The following is a 1,115-nucleotide window of genomic DNA, read 5'->3' on the forward strand; positions in this document are numbered from 1 at the left end:
TCGAGGATATGCCTGGTTCGTGAGGGGCTGGCGAGGTTGATGTATTCCTCGGGGACGGGTTTGACGGCGTTGAGCGGTTCGCTCGGGGTGGTGATGTCTGGTGTGAGGGCGTCTGCTTCCTTGCCGAGGAGGTTTCCGCCGGCGCGTCCGGTGCCGGTGAGGCCGCGTCCGAGCAGTGGTCCGCCGGCTCCCATGGCGGCGCCAGCGATTGCGCCGCCGCCGGAGGCTTGGAGGAAGCCGTCGACGGTGTGGGGTCCGGGCCCGGTGGCGTAGGCGTAGGCGTCGCCTGCCGCGCCGGATGCGGCGCCGGAGGCTGCTTCGGAAGCGACGGCGGCTTTGAGGCCGCTGATGCCGGCGGCGCCGAGACGGGCTGCCGTCATGCTGCCGCCGAGGCCTCCGGTGACGGCGGTGAGTGCTGTCTGTCCCCAGTTGACGGAGCCGGTCGTGGCTTTCTGGACGATGACGTCGATTCCGGCGCCGACGAGGCCTGCGCCGATGGGGCCGCCGACGCCGGTCGCCATCAGCACGCCGCCGGCGACGATCATCGCGCCGCCGGCGATGTACTCCCAGTTCTGGGCCATCCAGTCGCCGGCTGCGGCGAAGGCTCCGTTGTTCCCGTCGCGGTAGGCCTGCAGTTGCGTGTCGGTGACTGGGCTCAAACCCGCGGGGTCGAGGGCGTGGACGGGGTCGTTGCCGGCGAAGGAGTACGGGTTCCCCGACCAGGCCGCGCCCCACGTCGGTGATACGGGGTCGGTGGAGAGGAATCCGCGGGTGGCGGGGTCGTAGGCGCGGTGTCCCATCCATTCGAGTCCGGCGAAGGTGAGGGCGCCGGCGGGGGTGACTCCGACGCCGTCGGCGATGGTGGTGGCGGCGGAGGGGTTCCACGGGTCGTGGGCGCTGGTGGAGCGTTCGGCGCGCCAGCCGGGGTCGCTCCACTGGTCGCCGATGCCGATGACGCCGCCCGGTGTGCGCAGGACGGGGGAGTCACCGACGGCAAGGAGATCGGGAGCTCCGCTCGCGTCGTCCCACCACACGTCGGTGCCATCGACGGAGGCGAGGTCGCCGAGCACGTCCACCCAGAGTGCGGTGGTGCGCGGCGCGGAACCCGCATACGA

At 71.8% G+C, this 1,115-nt stretch carries 1 protein-coding gene; it reads right to left on the bottom strand.

The features are described 5' to 3' along the window. Positions 1-1,115: RHS repeat-associated core domain-containing protein (locus C5D07_RS16285; RefSeq protein ID WP_282956662.1), on the bottom strand; the 1,115-nt coding region annotated here is incomplete at both ends.

This window comes from Rathayibacter tritici, from assembly GCF_002932875.1.
Taxonomy (GTDB): domain Bacteria; phylum Actinomycetota; class Actinomycetes; order Actinomycetales; family Microbacteriaceae; genus Rathayibacter; species Rathayibacter tritici.